The sequence below is a fragment of the Sinomonas susongensis genome (assembly GCF_005877005.1).
GTDB classification, from domain to species: domain Bacteria; phylum Actinomycetota; class Actinomycetes; order Actinomycetales; family Micrococcaceae; genus Sinomonas; species Sinomonas susongensis.
Map to the genome: position 1 here is coordinate 51,835 of NZ_SSNH01000014.1, position 17,194 is coordinate 69,028.

20 protein-coding genes are annotated in these 17,194 nt (G+C 68.8%); 7 read left to right on the forward strand and 13 right to left on the reverse strand.

Going from position 1 to position 17,194, the window contains the following annotated elements:
* Nucleotides 1-27: 27 nt before the first annotated feature.
* A complete protein-coding gene (locus tag E6A21_RS15890) occupies nt 28-1,380 on the forward strand; it encodes an MFS transporter (RefSeq protein ID WP_138445134.1) in 1,353 nt (450 codons plus the stop codon).
* A gap of 22 nt (nt 1,381-1,402) precedes the next feature.
* On the opposite strand, the gene E6A21_RS15895 is transcribed toward E6A21_RS15890, so the two are convergent.
* From E6A21_RS15895 to E6A21_RS15910, 4 genes are read right to left on the reverse strand one after another with little or no spacing between them, the layout of a single operon-like run.
* Nucleotides 1,403-2,176, reverse strand: a complete 774-nt coding sequence (locus tag E6A21_RS15895; RefSeq protein WP_138445135.1) for an enoyl-CoA hydratase/isomerase family protein — start codon at nt 2,174-2,176, stop codon at nt 1,403-1,405.
* Complete coding sequence (locus E6A21_RS15900) at nt 2,173-3,444, reverse strand: CaiB/BaiF CoA transferase family protein (protein WP_246036575.1); 1,272 nt, start codon at nt 3,442-3,444, stop codon at nt 2,173-2,175. Before E6A21_RS15900 ends, E6A21_RS15895 begins: the two co-directional genes overlap by 4 nt.
* A 2-nt stretch (nt 3,445-3,446) precedes the next feature.
* Nucleotides 3,447-4,799 carry an MFS transporter gene (locus E6A21_RS15905; protein WP_212745961.1) on the reverse strand — a complete coding sequence of 451 codons (1,353 nt, stop codon included), beginning with the start codon at nt 4,797-4,799 and terminating at the stop codon, nt 3,447-3,449.
* Nucleotides 4,800-4,854: 55 nt separating this feature from the next.
* Nucleotides 4,855-5,667, reverse strand: coding sequence for a maleate cis-trans isomerase family protein (locus tag E6A21_RS15910; protein WP_425471571.1), 813 nt, complete (start codon nt 5,665-5,667; stop codon nt 4,855-4,857).
* Nucleotides 5,668-5,824: 157 nt separating this feature from the next.
* Between E6A21_RS15910 and E6A21_RS15915 the strand changes: the two genes are divergently transcribed.
* On the forward strand, nt 5,825-6,625 hold the full coding sequence (locus E6A21_RS15915; RefSeq protein ID WP_138445138.1) for an IclR family transcriptional regulator: 801 nt from the start codon (nt 5,825-5,827) through the stop codon (nt 6,623-6,625).
* A gap of 33 nt (nt 6,626-6,658) precedes the next feature.
* Here E6A21_RS15915 and E6A21_RS15920 read toward each other — a convergent pair whose 3' ends face one another.
* On the reverse strand, nt 6,659-6,850 hold the full coding sequence (locus tag E6A21_RS15920; RefSeq protein ID WP_138445139.1) for a hypothetical protein: 192 nt from the start codon (nt 6,848-6,850) through the stop codon (nt 6,659-6,661).
* Between the two features lie 165 nt (nt 6,851-7,015).
* Between E6A21_RS15920 and E6A21_RS15925 the strand changes: the two genes are divergently transcribed.
* Both E6A21_RS15925 and E6A21_RS15930 read left to right on the forward strand, forming a co-directional pair.
* Nucleotides 7,016-8,032, forward strand: a complete 1,017-nt coding sequence (locus E6A21_RS15925) for a helix-turn-helix domain-containing protein (protein WP_138445140.1) — start codon at nt 7,016-7,018, stop codon at nt 8,030-8,032.
* Between the two features lie 241 nt (nt 8,033-8,273).
* Entirely contained in the window at nt 8,274-9,545 is a 1,272-nt protein-coding gene (locus E6A21_RS15930; protein WP_138445141.1) for a helix-turn-helix domain-containing protein, read from the forward strand.
* Nucleotides 9,546-9,588: 43 nt separating this feature from the next.
* Here E6A21_RS15930 and E6A21_RS15935 read toward each other — a convergent pair whose 3' ends face one another.
* The 4 genes from E6A21_RS15935 to E6A21_RS15950 are packed head-to-tail and all read right to left on the reverse strand — an operon-like array spanning nt 9,589 to nt 13,209.
* Nucleotides 9,589-10,560: a metal ABC transporter permease gene (locus E6A21_RS15935; RefSeq protein ID WP_212745962.1), complete on the reverse strand. Its 972-nt coding sequence runs from the start codon at nt 10,558-10,560 to the stop codon at nt 9,589-9,591.
* On the reverse strand, nt 10,557-11,447 hold the full coding sequence (locus E6A21_RS15940; protein ID WP_138445142.1) for a metal ABC transporter permease: 891 nt from the start codon (nt 11,445-11,447) through the stop codon (nt 10,557-10,559). Before E6A21_RS15940 ends, E6A21_RS15935 begins: the two co-directional genes overlap by 4 nt.
* Nucleotides 11,444-12,277, reverse strand: coding sequence for a metal ABC transporter ATP-binding protein (locus E6A21_RS15945; protein ID WP_212745963.1), 834 nt, complete (start codon nt 12,275-12,277; stop codon nt 11,444-11,446). The genes E6A21_RS15940 and E6A21_RS15945 overlap by 4 nt, the downstream gene beginning before the upstream one ends.
* Entirely contained in the window at nt 12,274-13,209 is a 936-nt protein-coding gene (locus E6A21_RS15950) for a metal ABC transporter solute-binding protein, Zn/Mn family (protein WP_138445144.1), read from the reverse strand. Before E6A21_RS15950 ends, E6A21_RS15945 begins: the two co-directional genes overlap by 4 nt.
* A gap of 145 nt (nt 13,210-13,354) precedes the next feature.
* On the opposite strand from E6A21_RS15950, the gene E6A21_RS15955 reads away from it, so the two are divergent.
* Nucleotides 13,355-13,798 (forward strand): Fur family transcriptional regulator, encoded by a 444-nt coding sequence (locus E6A21_RS15955; RefSeq protein WP_138445145.1) that lies wholly within the window; start codon nt 13,355-13,357, stop codon nt 13,796-13,798.
* A 100-nt stretch (nt 13,799-13,898) separates the two neighbouring features.
* Nucleotides 13,899-14,021: a type B 50S ribosomal protein L36 gene (ykgO, locus tag E6A21_RS15960; protein ID WP_138445146.1), complete on the forward strand. Its 123-nt coding sequence runs from the start codon at nt 13,899-13,901 to the stop codon at nt 14,019-14,021.
* 29 nt (nt 14,022-14,050) lie between these two features.
* Here the strand turns inward: ykgO and E6A21_RS15965 are convergent, their stop codons facing one another.
* Nucleotides 14,051-14,992: an NAD(P)/FAD-dependent oxidoreductase gene (locus E6A21_RS15965; RefSeq protein WP_138445147.1), complete on the reverse strand. Its 942-nt coding sequence runs from the start codon at nt 14,990-14,992 to the stop codon at nt 14,051-14,053.
* A 67-nt stretch (nt 14,993-15,059) separates the two neighbouring features.
* Here E6A21_RS15965 and E6A21_RS15970 point away from each other — a divergent pair, with 67 nt between their 5' ends.
* Nucleotides 15,060-15,629, forward strand: a complete 570-nt coding sequence (locus tag E6A21_RS15970) for a helix-turn-helix domain-containing protein (RefSeq protein WP_138445148.1) — start codon at nt 15,060-15,062, stop codon at nt 15,627-15,629.
* Nucleotides 15,630-15,655: 26 nt separating this feature from the next.
* Here the strand turns inward: E6A21_RS15970 and E6A21_RS18235 are convergent, their stop codons facing one another.
* The 3 genes from E6A21_RS18235 to E6A21_RS15985 are packed head-to-tail and all read right to left on the reverse strand — an operon-like array spanning nt 15,656 to nt 16,967.
* The gene (locus E6A21_RS18235; protein WP_138445149.1) at nt 15,656-15,952 is read right to left on the reverse strand and encodes a hypothetical protein; all 297 of its coding nucleotides are present in this window, start codon (nt 15,950-15,952) and stop codon (nt 15,656-15,658) included.
* A complete protein-coding gene (locus E6A21_RS15980; protein WP_246036576.1) occupies nt 15,945-16,295 on the reverse strand; it encodes an ArsR/SmtB family transcription factor in 351 nt (116 codons plus the stop codon). The genes E6A21_RS18235 and E6A21_RS15980 overlap by 8 nt, the downstream gene beginning before the upstream one ends.
* 54 nt (nt 16,296-16,349) lie before the next feature.
* Nucleotides 16,350-16,967, reverse strand: a complete 618-nt coding sequence (locus E6A21_RS15985) for a TetR/AcrR family transcriptional regulator (RefSeq protein ID WP_138445150.1) — start codon at nt 16,965-16,967, stop codon at nt 16,350-16,352.
* Nucleotides 16,968-17,194 lie beyond the last annotated feature (227 nt).

Here is a 17,194-nt window from a genome sequence, read left to right on the forward strand (position 1 = left end):
ACCTGTTCCCACGAAAGGCGAGAGCCCATGCCCGAGTTCAGCGGCATCACCGACCCCGACGTCAGGACCCCCGAGGAACAGGCGCGCCGCCTCAAGCGCGCCAAGAAGGCAGCCCTCGCAGCCTTCCTCGGCGGTGCGCTCGAGTACTACGACTTCTTCGTCTACGCGACAGCAGCGTCGCTCGTGTTCTCGAAGATCTTCTTCCCCTCCGGCGACCCCACGATCGCGCTGATCTCCTCCTTCGCGACATTCGGCGTCGCCTACGTCGCGCGGCCGTTCGGCGCCGTCGTCTTCGGCCACCTCGGCGACCGCATCGGCCGCAAGAACACCCTGGTCCTCACCCTCGTGCTCATGGGGGGCGCAACGTTCCTCATCGGCGTGCTCCCCGACTTCCGCACGGCCGGCTACATCGCCCCGGTCCTCCTCGTGCTGCTCCGCCTCTGCCAGGGCCTCTCGGCCGGCGCCGAGACGGCGGGCGCCTCGGCGCTCACCATGGAGGAATCCCCCGTCGGCCGACGCGCCTTCTTCCCCTCGTTCTCGATGAGCGGGATCTCGACCGGAATCGTGCTCGCGTCGCTCGTGTTCCTCCCGGTCGCGGCGATGAGCGAGGCCGAGCGCCTCGCCTGGGGCTGGCGCATCCCGTTCTGGTGCTCGCTCGTGGTCCTCGTCGTCGCATACATCGTGCGCCGCTCGCTCGAGGAGCCCGAGGTCTTCGAGCAGAAGGCGGAGCACGGCGAGCTCGTGAAGCTGCCGGTCGCCGACATGTTCAAGACGCACACACCCCAGTTCATCCAGGTCGCACTCATGTCCTTCGAGACGGTGACGAACACCTTCATGCAGTCGTTCGGGCTCGCCTACGCCGTCTCGGTCGGCATCCCGACGTCGACCATGCTGTGGGTGAGCATCGTGGGCAACGTGATCGCGATCGCGACCCAGCCGCTCGCGGCCATGCTCTCCGACCGCTTCGGCCGCAAGCCGCTCTTCATCACGGGCATCATCGGCTCGGCTGTCCTCATCTTCATCTACTTCTCGTCGATCTCGACGAAGAACGTGCCCCTCGTCTTCCTCACGAGCACGCTCATCACCGCAGGCACCTATGCGATGTCGAACGCGATCTACCCGGCCTGGTTCGCAGAGCTCTTCAACGTCCGCGTCCGCTACTCGGGCATGGCGATCGGCCTGCAGATCGGCATCCTCTGCGCGGGCTTCACACCGCTGCTCGGCACCGCGCTCGTCGGCGGGGTTCCCTCCAACTGGGGCCCGGCCGCCTGGATCGTGGCCGGTTCCTCCGTGCTCGCGCTCATCGGTGCCGTGTGGGGTCGAGAGACGTTCCGCACGCCGATCCACGAGCTCGGCAACCAGGTCCGCGGCTCGAAGTAGGTCGACGGCAACCGGGAGAGGGTCAGCGGCGGTGCCGATGCAGGAACGCCGCGACCCTCTCCGGGAACTCGTCCGGGTCGGTTGCGAGTCCGGGGGGCTCCTCGCGGATCGGCCCGACAAGCGGCCGCAGGCCAAAGTCGACGGCCGCCTTGGCGGCCCGCAGCGACCCCGGCGCCGAGCCCGCCCAAGCCTCGAGCAGTCGGCCCAACTCGGCGTCGAGTTCGCCGTCGTCGGCCAAGGTGGTGACGAGGCCGGCGTCGTGCGCCTCTTCACCCGTCAGGATGCGGCCGCCGTAGAGCAGGTCCTTTGCCCGAGCCGGCCCAACGCGCAGGGAGAGCCGAGCGGCGAACGACGGCGGCACGAGGATTCCCAGCCGCGATATCGGCATCCCCACCCGCGCAGAAGCGGCTGTGAGCTGCAGATCGCAAGCGAGCGCGAGCTGGAATCCGCCACCCGCCGCGACGCCCTCGACGACGGCGACGGTGGGCACGGGAAGGTCCTCGACCGCACGGAGCGCCTGCTCCATCCGCCAGAAGCGCTGGTTCACCTCCTCCGGATCTGCTGCTGCCCACTCCCGCAGGTCCGACCCCGCACTGAACACGCCTCCCCGGCCGCGGACGACGACGGCGCGCAGCGACTCCGCGGACGCGAGCTTCCGCGCGGCACGTCCCACCTCCCCCCACTGCTCCATGCCGAGGGCATTGAGCCGCTCCCCGTTGCCGAAGGCGACCGTCGCGACGTCGTGCACGACGTCGACCGACACTCCCTCCCTCACCCCGGCTCCGCTTCCCGTCATTGAACGGCACCTTGCGATTGAACGGCACCTTGCGCGTGGAGGCGGTCGATGTCCGAGGGAGACAGCCCGGCTCCGGCCAGGATCTGGTCGCTGTGCTGGCCGAGCAGTGGCGGCGGCATCCGCACGGACGCGGGGGTTCGCGTCAGCCGGACCGGGCAGTTGAGGACTTTCAACGTGCCCGCCTCGGGATGCTCCACCTCGGCGACCATGCCCCTCGCGAGCACCTGCGGGTCCGCGAGCGCCTCGTCCACGGTCTGGATTGGGCCGACCGGCACCCCCGCCGCATCGAGGCCTGCGACCCATTCCGCCGTCGTCGACCGCTGCAGCTCCTGCTCGAGCAGGGGGATGAGCTCGTCGCGGTGGGCCACCCGCAAGGGGTTGGTCGCGAAGCGCTCGTCGTCCGCAAGCTCGGGCCGTCCGAGGGCCACGGCGAATTTCCTCCACAGGCTGTCGTTTCCGACCGCGATCATCACGAAGCCGTCGGAGGTGGGGAATGCCTGGTAGGGCGCGATGGTCGGGTGGGCAGATCCATAGCGGCGCGGAGTCTCGCCGTTCGCGAAGAAGCCGCTCGCGACGTACGTCAGCCACGAGACCGAGCCGTCGAGCAGGCTGATGTCGACCCACTGGCCCTGGCCGGTGCGCGCCTTCTCGTGCAGGGCCGCGAGGATCCCGATGACGGCCCACGTCCCCGCAATCAGGTCAGCGCTGCTGATACCGACGCGGACAGGGGGGCCGTCCGCCTCACCCGTCACGCTCATGATCCCGCTCCGAGCCTGCGCGATCGCGTCGTATCCGGCCCGGCCCGCTTCCGGTCCCGTCTGGCCGTAGCCGCTGATCGAGGCGTAGACCAGACCCGGATTCGCCGCCGAGAGCTCTTCGTAGCCGAGTCCGAGGCGCTGCGCGGTGCCCGGCCGGAAGTTCTCCACGATCACATCGGCCTTGAGGGCGAGCCGCCTGACGGCCGCGAGCCCTTCCGGCGATTTGAGGTCGACGGCGAGACTCCGCTTGTTGCGGTTGACCGAGAGGAAGTAGGCCGCCTCGCCCCCTTGGAAGGGCGGCCCCCAGTGCCGGGTGTCGTCGCCTTGGCCCGGCTGCTCGACCTTGATCACGTCGGCGCCGAGGTCCGCGAGCGTCATCGTCGCGAAGGGACCGGAAAGGATACGGCTGAGGTCCAGGACGAGCAGGCCCCGCAGGGGACCCTCGGCCAAAGGAGCCCAAGACAAGGTCCCAGGGTCGGGCTCGCGGGACTGCGGGGCCGTCTCGCTCACCGTCATACCGTCGTCGTTCCCCGGTTGTTGCGGGCCGTCCCCCTGCTTCGGGCCGCCCTCGAGGCCAGGCCGCCGCCCGCCGTCGACCTCCTGAGAAGGAGGAGGGACACCATGCTCACAACCGCGCAGAAGATGATGTAGATCGAGATCCAGGTCGAGCTGCCCGTGCCCTGGAGGATCTCTGCGGCGATGAGCGGGGCGGGACCGCCCGCGATGACGCTCGCGAGCTGGTACCCGAGGCCGGCTCCCGTGTACCGGATGTCGGCGTCGAAGCTCTCCGCGATGAGCGCCGCCTGTGGCCCGTACTGGATGTCATGGAAGATGAGGCTGACCACGACGGCAATACCGATGACCAACGCGTTGCCGGTATTGAGGAGCCCGAAGTACGGGAAGGCGTACAGACCCGTCAGGACGATTCCGACGCCGTAGACCAGCCTCCGGCCGAACCGGTCCGAGAGGATGCCGAACACCGGGATGCTGATGAGGCCCAGCGCTGCGGCGATGAGGGTGTCCACGAGGATGGCGTCGCTGTTGAACTTGACATGCTTCGTGGCGTACGTGATGACGAACGTGATGAAGAGGTAGAAGGGCGCCTGCTCCGACATGCGGACGAGGGCCGAGAGGAGGATCTCCTTCGGCTGCCGCCGGATCGCCTCGATGATCGGCGCGACCACCACCTTCTCCTCCTTGCGGAGGGTCTGGAACTCGGGGCTCTCGACGACGCGGAGCCGGACGAAGACCGCGACGCCGATCAGGATGATGCTCGCAAGGAAGGGGATCCGCCATCCGTAGGTGACGAAGTCCTTCCCCGTCGCCGCCGTCGTGAGGCGGACGAGTCCGGTGGAGAGGATGAGGCCGAGCGGAACGCCCAGCTGCGGCCAGCTCGCCGAGAGGCCCCGGCGGTGCTTCTGGCCCCACTCCATGGCGATGAGCACCGAGCCGCCCCACTCGCCGCCCACGCCGATGCCCTGGACGACGCGCAGCACGGTCAGCAGGACTGCAGCCCACAGACCGATGGACTGGTATGTGGGGAGGAGCCCGATGAGCACGGTTCCGATGGCCATGAGGAGCAGGGTCGCCATGAGCGTGGTCTTGCGGCCGATCCTGTCGCCGTAGTGGCCGAAGAGCGCGGCTCCGATGGGCCGCGCGACGAACCCGACGAACTGGGTGCCGAACGCCGCGATCGTTCCGGTGAGCGAGCTCTCCCCTCCTGGGAAGAACAGCTGCGGGAAGACGAGGGCGGCTGCGGTTCCGTAGAGGAAGAAGTCGTACCACTCGATGGTGGTGCCGACGACGCTCGCGACCGTCGCGCGCCGCGCGGCCTGCTCTCGGGTTATGCCTTGAACACTCATCATTCCTCCATTGGCCTGATGTGATCGGGGTGGATCGGGTGCGCTGCAGCTGATGGGACTATCTGCTGAGGTCGGGGACGAGCGCGCCGGCGAGGAGCCTGCCCGCCCCCTCGATGGCGGGGCCGTGGCCGAGGGCTTTGAGGATTTCGTACGCCGTGGCCGTGGCAGCCGTGATGACGGGGAGGCCGAGCTCGTCCTCCACCGGTTGGACCGAGACGAGCGAGGGCATCTGGACGCAGGCCGAGAGCACGACGGCGTCCACGCCTTCGCGGTCGAGTCGCCTCGCGATGCCCGGCAGCTGCTCGGGGTCCAGCCGGCCGACCTCCAGGTTGTCTGCGACTTCGAGGCCGATGACGTCGTGGACCGCGATGCCAGCCCCCTCGATGTAGTCGCAGACCATCCTTGTCAGTTCGGGCATGTAGGGCGTGACCATGACGACCCTTCGGGCACCGAGGCCTGTGAGGGTTCGCACGAGGGCGCCCGCGCTGCTCGCCACTGCCGCGGGGTGGCCGTTCGAGCGTGCGGCTTCGGCGATGACGGACTCCGACTCGGCGTGGGCGCCTGGCCCCTGCGCCATGACGGCGACGAGGCACGCATAGGCGATGACCTCGACGGCGGCGTCGGACACGGCGACCGCACAGTCCGCGGCCTTCGAGACCATGGCGGCGAGTTCTTCCGGGGTGACGTTCTTCAGGCCGGCCCGCGCGGAATGGAAGGTGTAGCGGTGGCCCGTCGCCGCGGTCTGCCTGCGGAAGAGCTCTGGCAGCTCGGTTTCCATCGTGATGTTGGAGCTGGGGACGATCAGCCCGATTCTGGAGCTGTTCCCGGGTGGACTGTGCGGCTGAGGTTGGATCACTGGAGTCCTCCACATCCTCGTACGGACTTTCCGGAACCCGCATCGTGGGTTCGCGACCCATAATCCGGGGGTTGCCGTAGACTGTCAATGGGTCACGAAGCCGCCTTCCGGCGCCCTCGAAGACCGTGTGCGTCAGATTGTGCGGTCCCCGCGAACGGACGGTGAGCATTCCATGGCAAGGGAAGCCTCGGGCGGGTCCGCCCCGCTCCTCGTGCTGAGCAAGGTCAGCGATATCCTCGACTGCTTCTCCCTCGAGGATCCCGAACCCACCCTTCAGCAGATCGTCCGTACCACCGGCCTGCCCGCGAGCACGTGCCAGCGCCTCGTCCAGAACATGGTGCGAGAGGGCTTCCTCGACCGGGACGGCGACAAGTACCGGATTGGGATCCGGCTCGTACGCTGGTCCGCGCCCGGCACCATAGGGCTCGACATCGTCCGTACAGTCCGACCCATCCTCCAGCGGCTGCGCGACGAGACCGGCGAGACGGCATGCCTCTATATCAGGGACGGGATCCACCGCACCGTGGTCGCCGTGGCCGATACGCGGCACGTCGTCATGCGCCCCTTCCACGTCGGCCAGGTGATGCCGATCCACGCTGGTGCGCCGGGGAAGATCTTCCTCGCCTTCGACCCCGGTGCCCGCGCTGAACTGCAGGGCCAGGAACTGACCCGCTTCACCCCCGCGACCCCGGTCACGTGGGGCGCCCTCGACGAGCAGGCAGCCCAAGCCCGCGAGCAGGGGTACTTCGCCGCGTTCGGCGAGCGGAACGTCGATGTCGGCTCGATCAGCGCCCCAGTGTTCGACTACACCGGAGAGCTGGCTGCCGTCCTCGGCCTCGGCTTCCCACTCCAGCGGGTCCACCCGGACGACGTCGCGAGGCTGGGTCCCGCCGTCGCCGTCGCCGCCCGGGAGGCGAGCGAGGCGATGGGCTACGACGCGGCGGGACTGCAGCGAAGCAGGCGGGCCAACTGAGCCGGCCTGCTGGGCTGAACTGCGGGCGCGGTTTCAGCTGTAGATGCGGCTGTCCAGCGACGAACGAGGCTGCTGCAGGGGGCTCGGGTGGGCGATGACGACGCGGATCCCGTCTGGGTCCCGTCCCTCCACGAAGGTCACGCCGTCCGAGGAATGCGTGTCCGCATAGCTGCCGGCCGACTTCAGGGTGTCCTCGAACTGCTGCAGGCCTTCCGGAGTGTCCACGGCCCACATCAGGTACTGGGCGCCGATTCCTTCCAGCGGATGCGGGGCACTCTGGCCCTTGGCGACCAGGTAGAACCTGCCGGTCCCGCCTATGGGAAAATGTAAGAGCAAAGCTCTCTACAACGCTTCCGATCGGCGTCAAGAAGCACCGCATCGAGAAGCATTATGGGGAGGCAGGAAGGCGTGCTCCGTCGCTACACGGTCCCACCCGGGCTCAGCCGTCAGGAGATGTTCGACCATTGGCGCACGTGGTACAGCTCCGCTGTCGAGACGCCCATGCGCCTGGAGCCCGTCTCGCACCCCGTGACCGACGTCTTCGAACCCCGCGCCGAGAGCCTCTCCGGCCGATGCTTCAGCCTCATCGAGATCTCCAACGGGCCGTCGGCCGGCTATTGGGGAAACAATCCGGGATGCGACGATGTCCGGCTCGTCTACTTCCAGGAGGCGCCCTCCGTCCGGCTCGGCGTCCCGGGCGGCGACAGGCCCATCTCGTCCGGCCACGTCAGGTTCCTCGACGCCTCGCGGGCGGGCAGCTTCCATGCGCCTGCCGGAATGCGCGCCGTCCAGATCAATGTCTCGCGAGCGGCGCTCGGAGTCACCCCCGCGGACCTGCGCCGTCTCGTCTCCACGGAAGGGCTGAACTCCCACCCGCTCGTCGCCGCGCTCGTCATCCCAGCCCTCGCAAACTGGAGGCGGCCTGGGATCGCCCGCGAGACGGAAGGGATGGGAAACGTGCTCGTCTCGGCGATGGCGTCTCTCGTGGGCTCCGTCCTCTCGACCTCCGTGCGCGATGAGCTCCTCCGGCCCACCCGGAGGCGCGCAATCCTCGATTTCATCGCGAAGAACTACCGGGACCCGTCCCTGGACATCGATGCAGTCGCGGCGCACTTCGACATGTCGCGCCGCTCGCTGTTCTGCCTGTTCGCGCGGGAACGGCTGCATCTCGCGGAGCACATCCGGGCGCTGAGGACTGTGAAGGCGCTCGAGATACTGGTCGATCCCGCCGCCTCACGGCTGCCTGCAGCCGCCGTCGCATGCGCCGCGGGATTCTCGAACGCCCAGAGCCTGCGCCGAGCCCTCAAGGATGCCACAGGCCTCACGGTGAGGGATACGCAGCAGGACGGAGCGCTGGCCAGGTCCAGCCTGGTTCGGCTCAGGCAGAGCCTCCTTCAGCAAGACTGAGCCCGGCTGACGGGTGAGCTCGGCTGATAGACCAGCTCGGCTCGCCGAGCTTGCCGACAGAGTGCGCTCGGTTGGCGGCACGGGTTGCACCATGTGAGGATTTGACCGGATATCGTGCACTTCTTGATCCCCTTTCTGGGGACTGCCGCTCAACGCTGCTACTTTCAACGCGAGAACTGGGCCGATGCCGTCCCCCGCAGGCGGCGCCATTTCCTAGAAGGAGAAAGGAGAGGAGACGCCCGTGGGCGTGAACTTCGGAGCCCACCTGCGTGCACAGCGGATCGCACGCGGACTCACGCAGGCCGAGGTCGGCGGCCATGCTTATTCGCCCAGCTACATCTCCCTGCTGGAGATCGGACGGCGAGAACCCACCGCCAAGGTGATCGAGGAGATCGCCAGCCGGCTCGGCACCGCAGCGGAGGTCTTGGAGTCGTGGGACTACGGGACCGAACCGGAGGATGTGGGCTGGGTCCTGGCCAGCCTGGCTGCCCGCCAGGCCTGGGACATGCGGGACTACGCCCAGGCCTCGCATCAGGCGCGGACTGCAGCAGAGAACGCGTGGGCCGCAGGCAGATACGGCTCCTGGTGGGACGCCACCTACCTTCAGATTGAGAGCCTGGCCGGGCTCGGTGAGTTCGCCCAGGCCCGGGCCATCGCCGAGGACCTCCTCTGCCACCCCCTCGCCGCCTCCTCGGACGCCCTCGCGGTGCGCACCCGCCAGTTCCTCTCGGCGGTCTGCCTCGGCCTCGGGGAACTCGTCCCGGCGCTCGCGCATGCCCGGGAGGCCGTCCAAGCTGCGGCGGTGCTGCCAGTCGGCTCGACGCTCCGCATCGCCGCGCTGCGTTCCCTGGTCGCCGCCCTGGCCGAGAGCGGATGCCTCGACGAGGCCTGGGAACACTGCCTGGTCCTCGGCGAGCAGATCAGCGAAGAGACCCCCGGGCAGATCGCCGGCGAGGCAGAATGGGTGATCGGCAACGTCGCCTTCCTGCGGGGCGACGGCGAGCAGGGTACGCGAGCCCACGAACACGCTGCAGCGCTGCTCTCTCCCGCCAACGACCTGCTGCTGTGGGCCCGCTTCAACAAGGCCTCTGCGGCAACCCGCCTGTCAGGCGGCATCATCGAGCCAGCGACCCTGGCGGCGCTCGAGCGTGCGGAAATCGCCTACTCCATCGTGGGCGGGCGGCGTGCTGAGCAGCTCGAGCTCGCTCTCGTCCGCGCACGCTGGCTTCACTTGAACGCCCAGCACGCCGAAGCCGCCGCACAGCTTGAGCAGATCCGCAGCGAAAGCCATCTGCTCGGCCATCACACTGCCGCCGAGGCCGCCCTACTGCTCGGCCGAGCACTCACCGCCGTCGGCCGACCCGACAGAGCGCGCGCGCTCTACCATGAGGCCCGGGCCGGATTCCTCCGGGCAGGACTGCCCGAGATGGCCCTCGCCGCCGAGCACGCCGCCGCCGGCCTGCTGAGCCGACGACGCCGCGCCCTCGCCACGGCAAGCCCTGCCCAGCCCTGAGCGCGCCGCCAGCCTCTGCCCCGACGGCCCACACGCTCCAGGCCTAGTCGGCCTCGCGCTCGACGGCGGCCGGTCGGTCCCGTCGCGTCACGGGATCGGATCCACGGATCTTCGCCGGAGCCAGCGACTCAGACTGCCGCGCGGCGCGGGCTGGCCTCCGCGCCGCCGCCCGCACGAGGGGCCCCGCCGCCGCTGCGGCCGCGTACTCGACGGTGGCGGCGGCCACGAGGGTGAAGCTCGCCGGGAGGACTGGCACGTAGTACGTGGCCAGCAGGCCGGCCCAGACGGCCGCGACGGCGAAGGCGCCGGCGAGCCAGAACGCCGTCCACGGACGGGAAGTGAGCCGACGGGCGGCGGCCGGCGGCGCAGCTAGGAGGCCGAAGACGAGAAGGGCCCCGACGAGCTGGCTCGCCGTCGCCGCCACGGCGCCGACGAGGGCGAGGAAGAACGGCCCCAGGATCCGTACGGGCACCCCCCTCGCCGCCGCTCCCGCAGGGTCGATCGACGCATACAGGAGCGGTCTCGCGATGGCGAGCAGGACCAGGATCAGCCCCGCGGCAGTCCACGCCTCTGCCTGGGCAGTCGCGGTGCTGATCCCGAGGATGGAACCGAACAGGACCCTGACGTTCGCCGCGCCGTTCCCGGTGGCACTGTTCGAAGTGAAGATGGAGAGGAAGAACACGCCAAGCCCCAGGATCCACGAGAAGGTCGTCCCGATGACGACGTCGTCCGCGGCGCCTCGGCCGCCGAAGAAACCGAGGGCGAATCCGATCCCGACCGTCGCGGCGAAGAGGCCGAGACGGATGTCCACGCCGGCCGCGAGGGCGGCCAGTGCCCCGGTGTAGGCGGCGTGGGAGAGTGCGTCGCCGGCGAACACTTGGCCGCGCAGGACGACGAAGTACCCCACGAGGCCGGCCAGCAGCGCCACCGCCGTGCCAGCGAGGAAGGCGTTCTGCATGTAGGGCTGGGAAAGGATCCACGCAGCCGCGGGAACGGAGGCTGCGGGGGCCGTCACGCGACCGCCTCCTTCGTCCGGCGCTGACGACGTCGCCCGCGGCGTTCGCGCAGGGCGCTCACCGCGGACGCGGCCAGGAAGGCCGCGAATGCGATCGAGGTGACCCAGAAGCCGATCGGATAGGGCGAAAAGTACGCGATCGCCTCGCCGGCCCAGGTCACCATCAAGGCGATCGCAACGGACAGGGCGATCCCGAGGTCGGGGCGGGCGGTCAGGCGGACCGCGGTGGCCGCGGGTGCCACGAGCAGGGCGAAGACGAGCAGGCTGCCCGTGACCTGGCTGGTGCCGGCTGCGGCGACGCCCAGGAGCACGAGGAAGGCGCCGGACACGGCACGGACCGGAATCCCGCGGGAAGCGGCGACCGCGGGATCAATCGTGGCGAAGAGCAGTGGGCGGGCGATCACGGCCAGGAGCGTCAGACTGGCGATGCCGGCGACGGCGAGCATCTGCACCTGCGATGTCGTCACCCCGGTGATGGTTCCGAAGAGCAGGTTGTTCAAACCGGAGAGGAATCCCTGGTAGAGGCTGACGAAGAGGAAGCCTGCCGCCAAGGCGAAGGCCTGGACCGTGCCGATCACGGCCGACTCCTCGCCGACGCCGCCCGTTTCGCCACCGATGTGTCCGGCGTGCGGGAGTGCGGCGATGATCAGGGCCCCGCCGATGCACGCGACGAAGTACCCGACGGCGGGGTTGGATCCGAGCCACGTGGCCGCCGCCGCTCCGGGAAACCCGATGACGGCCAGCGTGTGGCCTGCAAACGACTGGCGCCTCTGCACCATGAACCATCCGATCGCACCGGCTGCAACCGCGACGATAGTTCCTGCCTGGAAGGCGTTGACCATGAACGGATAGGCGAAGAGGTCCTCCAGGAGACTGGTCGGGCTCATGCATGGGCCTCCGGATCGTGGGGGTGCTCGGGCGGGGCGTCGGGCTGGCCGACGACCACGAGCCGCCCCATCCGGTCTCTGAGCACGTCGACCGGTGTGCCGTAGAGGGCCGTGAGGGCCTCAGGGGTGATCACCTGTTCGGGGGCTCCCGTGACCGCGCCTCCGTGCCCGAGGTAGATCACCCGGTCCAGGTAGGGCAGGATCGGGTTCACGTCGTGCGCGACCATGACCACGGCGATGCCCTCTCGGCGGCACACGCTCTGGATCAGCGCGCTCACTGAGCGCTGATTCGTCACGTCCAGGGAATCGAGCGGCTCATCGAGGATGAGCAGGTCCGGTCGGCGCACGAGAGCCTGGGCGATCAGGAGGCGCTGCTGCTCGCCGCCGGAGCACTGCCCCACCGGCCGGTGGGCATAGCTCTCGGCGCCCACAAGGCGGATCACCTCGCGGACGCGCTCCGCCGCGGCCCTGCCCTTCGACCCCTGGAGCCAGCTGGGCAGCGGGGTGCCCCACCGCTCGCCGTCGAGGCCGAGCCGGACGATGTCGATTCCACGGATGCGCACCGAGGGGCCGAACGCGTGCCGCTGGGGCAGGTATCCGATCCTCGAGCGGTCGGCACCGGGCCGGTGGCCGAAAACCGAGATCGTCCCGGCGCTGGTCGGCACCAGGCCGAGGATCGCCTTCAAAAGCGTCGTCTTCCCAACACCGTTGGGGCCTAGGACTGCGGCGAACTGGCCGGCGTCGACCGTGAAGTCGACGCCGGACCAGACCGTGCGTCCGCCCACCGTGGCTGAAACGCCACGGAAGCGGACTGCGGAGTCGTTGCTCACTTGCCGGTCGCCTGCCCAAGGGCCGCTTCGAGGCTCTTCAGCTGGGTCGTCTGCCAATCCTGGAAGGACGCTCCCTTGGGGCTGAGGGTCTCGGTGACCGCGCTGACAGGGATGCCTGCTGCCTTTGCAGCGTCCACCTGGGCCGAGACGTCGGGGGTGGAGTTCTGGCTGTTGAACACGTACACCTTGATCTGCTTGTCCTTGATCTGGGCGTTGATCGTGGCGAGGTCGGCGGCCGAGGGATCGGTGCCCTCGCTGATGGCCTTCAGGAAGCTGGGGGGAGTGACGAGGTTCAGTCCGAGCGCCGTTGCCATCGGGGCGAAGATGCTCTCACTTGCCCCGACCGGGGTCCCGGCGTACTTGGCCTTGATCTCATTGATCGTCGCATGATAGTCCGCAAGCGTCTTCGAGTCGAAGTCGGCCCGCTGCGCATCGAAGTAGCTTGCGCTGGAGGGGTCGAGCTTCTTCAGCGCGGCGGTGATGGCGTCGGCGACCTTGTCCACGCTCGCGGGCGAATACCACTGGTGCGGGTTCCCGTCATCCGGCGTTCCGGTCACCGAGCCGACTTCGACAACCTGTCGGTCCGGGTTCGGGTTCGCGGAGAGCGACTTGGCGGCCCAGCTGTCGTAGCCGATGCCGTTCTCGACGAACAGCTTCGCACCGGCGATCGTGCGCCCGTCGGCTGGGGTTGGCTCGTACGCGTGCGGATCGGTGTCCGGGTTGCTGATGATCGAGGTGGCCTTCACATGGGACCCGCCCAGCGAGGAGAGGATGCTGCCCCACGCGTCCGTGGACGCCGCGACAGGGATGACCTGAGCACCCGCCGAGCCGGTCGACGATGACGAGGTGGACGAGGAGGTGCCGCAGCCCGCGAGCGCGGTCGCCGCAAGGACAGCGCCGACGAGGGCGGCGGGGAGGAACCGAGGAGACATGGGAGGATCCGTTTCTTCAAGGCGGGGGGCGTTGCAACTGGGCGCCTAGCAAGATTTATCTGAGAACGATTATCATTGTCAATCGTAGCCCCTTCCCGGTCGCGGGGAGGGAAGTCCCGGAAGGCGGGGTTGCGTGGTCAGACGGATGACCCGTCAGCGGAAGGCCGTATTCGCCGCGCTGGAGGAAGCGGGCGGTTACGTCAGCGCCCAGGAGCTCCACGCACGGCTTCTCGTCGCGGGCACCCCTGTCGGCCTCTCGACCGTCTACCGCATCCTCGCGGGCCTTGCCGAGGAAGGGCGCGCGGACGTCTTGCGCGGACCCGACGGAGCGGGCAGGTATCACGCCTGCCGCACGCCCGCCCGAACCCGGACCCACCACCATCTCGTCTGCCGTGCCTGCGGCCGGGCGGTGGAGATTGAGGCAGGCGAAGCCGAGCGCGCCGTCGGACGCCTCGCAATGGAGAAAGGATTCGCGGCCTCGGGCCTTGCGTGGGACGTCCTCGGGACCTGCGTCGAGTGCGACATGTCCGGGGAAACCCGCTCTTCCGCGCCCGGGGGACTCGCGCCGACGGCCAGCGCAACGCCCTAGCCGCACCCAGCCCAGAGCCCTAGCCGCGCCTGGTGACGGGAATAAGTGCGGATCAGCCTACGCTATTGATAATCGTTCACATTAATCGAAGGAGGCACGCGTGAAGGTTCGCGCATCGATCAGGTCGCTCAAGAGCCAGCCCGGTTCCCAGGTTGTCAGGCGCAGGGGCAAGCTCTTCGTGATCAACAGGAAGAACCCTCGGCTGAAGGCCCGCCAGGGCTGATCAGCCGAGGGCGTCACGCCCCCGCCGCGTCAGGCTTCCGCCGCCTCAGAGGCGAGTGCGAGGTCGAAATCCTCCTCCACCAAGGCGCCGTTGACGGCTCCGCCGGCCGAGGCGCCGGCGCCGATGGACATGGGGACGTTCGCGGCGGGGTTGGCGACGTTGCCCACCGCCCACACCCGCGGGTTGCTCGTCCTGCCCGACGGGTCGACCGTGAGGAATGAGCCCAGGCCGAAAGGAGCCTCCGACCGCTCCAGTCCGAGACCGACGAGGAAGGCATCGTTCGGCCGGGGCGCGCCGGCGGTGAAGATCGCATCCACTGGGATCACGCACCCATCCGCCGTCCGCACGCCGGTGACCCGGTCGGCGTCGCCGGTCACCTCGACGACCCGCTCGGGAACGATATCGATGCCACGGGAGCGCAGCCGGCTCTCGATCCCAGGGGCGAGACCATCGGCCGCGAAGACGGTCACGCGGTCGCTCCACTGCCGGATCAGCTGCGCCCCGTGGACGCCTGTCGGCGAGGTGACCAGAACCCCGAGGCGCTGGCCCCGCACCTCCCAGCCATGGCAGTACGGGCAGTGGAGCACGCCCCGCCCCCACCGCTCGGCAAGACCCGGGATAGCGGGCAGCTCGTCCCAGACGCCGGACGCCACCACAACAGCCCGAGCCTTCTGGGCACCGGCGCCCGCGAACTCGACGAGCAGACCGCTCTCCTCTTGAGCGACGCGGGTCACGGTGGCGCCGAGGAACTGGACCCCGTACTCCGCGGCCTCGCCGCGACCCCTCTGGAGCAATTCCGACGGCGGCACACCCTCATTGCCGAGCACGCCGTGCATGTGTGCAGCAAAGCGGTTGCGCGGGCTTCCCGCATCGACCACCAGGACCCGTCGCCGCGCCCGCCCCAGCATCAACGCCGCAGACAGGCCCGCGGGTCCGCCGCCAACCACGATCACATCCCATGTTTCGCCCATGCCCCCACCCTGAGGGCAGAATGGATGGAGTAGCAAGAATACTTGCGGAAACAGCAAGGGAGGACCCGTGCCGGAGGAATTGCAGCTCATCGGTCCGCGGCTCCGTGCGGTTCGGCACTCACGAGGATGGACCCTCGAGGAACTGGCCCGACGCGCGGGAATGTCGACCAGCACGCTTTCGCGGCTGGAATCGGGAAAGCGGCAGGCAAGCCTCGAGCTCCTGGTCCCGCTGACTCGGCAGCTCGGCATCCGGCTCGACGACCTCGTCCAGACCGAGACCCCAGACCCGCGCGTACGACGCCCGGTCATCCACCGCGACGGTCTGGTCATCACGCCACTCGCACCAGAAGGGTCGCCGGTGCACACCTACCGGATCACCTACCCGCCCCCCACGAGCCTCCCTGAGCCCCGGATCCACGACGGCTATGAATGGCTCTACGTCCTCGCCGGCAAGCTCAGGCTCATCCTGGGCGAGCGGGACCTCGTCCTCGGACGCGGCGAGGCCGCCGAGTTCGACACCCGGATCCCGCACTCCGTCTCCGCTGCCGGCGGAAAGCCCGCGCAGGTGCTCAGCATCTTCAACGACGCCGGCGCCCGGATGCACACCTACACCGCACCGGACGCCGAGTCGGCCTAGCTGCCACTGCGGGCAGGGTCGGTGAATCAGTGCTCGTCGTAGTGGTCACCGTGCGCGGCGTGCTTGTGGCCGTCGTGGACGTAGTCAGTGTGGTCGCCGTGCTGAACGGCCTCGTGACCGCAGTCGCGGCCGTGGACATGCTCGGCGGAGGAGTGCTCGGCGACCGACTCGTGCTCATCGTAGTGGTCGCCGTGCAGGGCGTGGTGGTGCGTTCCGTGGACGTAGTCCGTGTGGTCGCCGTGCTGGACGGCCTCGTGACCGCAGTCGGCGCCGTGCTGGTGCTCGCCGACGGAATGCTCGGCGTGCAGTTCGGTCTCAGACATGGAGGGCTCCTTCGGTATCGGCTGCAGCACCGTTCTCCGGTGCCTCTTGGACGTGGGCGAAGGCATCGGCAACCACGTGCACGATGTGCTGGTCCGCCACGTGGTAGACAACCTCGCGGCCGCGCCGGACCGCCTTGGCGAGTCCCGCCTGCCGCAGCGTGCGCAGGTGCTGGGAGACGAGCGGCTGTGACATCCCGGCGTCCTCGGCCAAGGCCCCCACTGTCCGGGGCTCGCGCCCGAGGATCATCAGGAGCCTGAGGCGCGAGGCATTGCCGAGCACCTTGAACAGCAGCGCCGTGGCCTCCAGCGCGGACGATTCACCCACGACTCCAACGTAGGTCACATATAGGAGTCTTGCAATATGTTTATGTGTTGCAGAAGAAGCCGGATCGCGCCGTCAGAGGCCGTCTTCGAAGAGGTCCTCCGCGTGCTCAGCCAAGAGGAGCCCCGTCATGGACTCGGCCTGCTGGAGCGCGTCGGTGTCGCCTTCGAAGGCCGAGATGAGGGCGCCCTTGACGGCGATCTCCCATGACCAGGCGAAGCCCTCGGGATCCAGGAGGCCAGCATCCCGGCTGAGTGCGGCTATCGCGTCGCGAAACTCACGCAGCTGCCCGGCCACCGTGCGCCCCACCACCCCGTCCTCCTCTCCGTGGGGACCGAGCGCGTGGCTGAGCACACGCACCTCTGCGACGGGGTCGAGGAACCACTGGTCCATCAGGTCCGAGAGGATGCCCCGAAGGGTGTCAGCCCTCCCGCCCCCATGCCGCTGGACCGTCTCCCGGAGGCTCGACATGCGCGCCTCGTGCCGGAGCCGAAGGCACGCAACGGCCAGCTCCTCCTTGGAATGGAAGCAGCTGTAGAAAGTGCTCTTCGCAACTCCGGCCCGGTCGATGATGTCCTCGACGCTCACCCTGTCGACACCGCGGAGACGGAAGAGTTCGCAAGACGCCAAGATGATCGTCTCGCGGGACCCCTCGGGCGCGCCCGCCGAGGTGGGGAGAAGGCCGTTCGTCACGGCGACATACTAAGTGGAAGTCCGAGACCCCGCAGCTAACAGAACGGTCTGTCTCCCGCCCCCGGAGCCACCGGGACCGCTCCCCTCCCGCCCAGTTGATCCTTGAGTTCAGGACTTCGAAGCAACGCTTGCGATGATTTCGGGGGCATGAGCTGAGGAGTCGCATGGCGCGTAGGGAGCTGACTGCTGAGGATCGGCTGATGATCCAGGCGGGGATTGGAAAGCGG